The organism is Hymenobacter saemangeumensis (assembly GCF_039541835.1).
Lineage (GTDB): Bacteria > Bacteroidota > Bacteroidia > Cytophagales > Hymenobacteraceae > Hymenobacter > Hymenobacter saemangeumensis.
Genome location: NZ_BAABGZ010000037.1, coordinates 1 through 1,015, shown reverse-complemented (window position 1 = coordinate 1,015; position 1,015 = coordinate 1). Strand labels below are relative to the sequence as shown.

Sequence of the window (1,015 nt, the reverse complement as noted above, 5' to 3'; positions counted from 1 at the left end):
TTAGAGCGGTTTCGGGGTTAGTGTACATGATTCAGCCTTACCTTCGGGCATGAAAGCGTATTCACAAGATTTGCGGGAACGAGTAGCGGCGGCATGCGCTGAACCAGGAGCCAAAATATACCAGGTAGCGGCCCGCTTTTCCGTTTCGTTATCGTTTACCGACAAGCTGTTGCGCCGCCAACGCACGAGCGGTTCGGTGGCCGAACTGCCCCGCCACCCCGGCCCGGCCCCACACCTGGACGCGGCGGGTGACCAAGTGCTGCTGGCCTGCCTGGCTGCGCAACCCGATGCCACGCTGGCCGAAATCGGCCAGGCCCTGCTGGTGGCTGGAGGCCCCTCGTTGCAGCGCACGGCCGTGTGGCAGGCCGTGGAACGCCTGGGCTGGGGACGTAAAAAAAAAGCATCCACGCCGCCGAACGCGACACCGAGCGCGTCGTAGCGCTGCGCCGCTTGTTTGTGGAATCTATTCAGGGAGAAAGCTTTGCCCGGCTGGTCTTCGTCGATGAGACGAGCACCAACCTGACTTACTGCCGCCGCTATGGCCGGGCCCCGGCCGGCCAGCGCCTGGACCAGGCCGTGCCGCTGCACGGCGGCCCGAACGTGACGCTCATCGCCGCGCTCACCCCCGACGGCCTCGGGGCGCTGGTGAGCGTGGACGGGGCCGTCAACGGCGAGGTGTTTGCCGCCTACCTCGACCAGGTACTTGGCCCCACCCTGCGACCGGGCGACGTGGTGGTGCTCGACAATTTGGCGGTGCATAAAGTGGACGGCCTGGACGCGATAGCGAAAAAATACGGGGTACGCCTGCGCTACCTGCCGCCTTATTCGCCGGACTTTAACCCCATTGAGCTCGCGTTCAGTAAGCTCAAAACCTGGTTGCGTACCACAAAAGCACGCACCCGCGACGTGCTGGAACAAGCCATGCTGGCAGCCGCCGCCTGGATAACCGAACAGGATGCCAAAAACTGGTTTGACCATTGCGGATATCATGTACAGTAACTGCGAAACCGCTCTA

2 protein-coding genes are annotated in these 1,015 nt (G+C 62.9%); both read left to right on the top strand.

The genetic code is table 11. The features are described from left to right. The first annotated feature begins 49 nt into the window (after positions 1-49). Positions 50-439 (top strand): hypothetical protein, encoded by a 390-nt coding sequence (locus tag ABD919_RS13850; RefSeq protein ID WP_345236617.1) that lies wholly within the window; start codon positions 50-52, stop codon positions 437-439. Positions 440-456: 17 nt separating this feature from the next. Beyond that, entirely contained in the window at positions 457-999 is a 543-nt protein-coding gene (locus tag ABD919_RS13845; protein WP_345236616.1) for an IS630 family transposase, read from the top strand. The last annotated feature ends 16 nt before the right edge of the window (positions 1,000-1,015 follow it).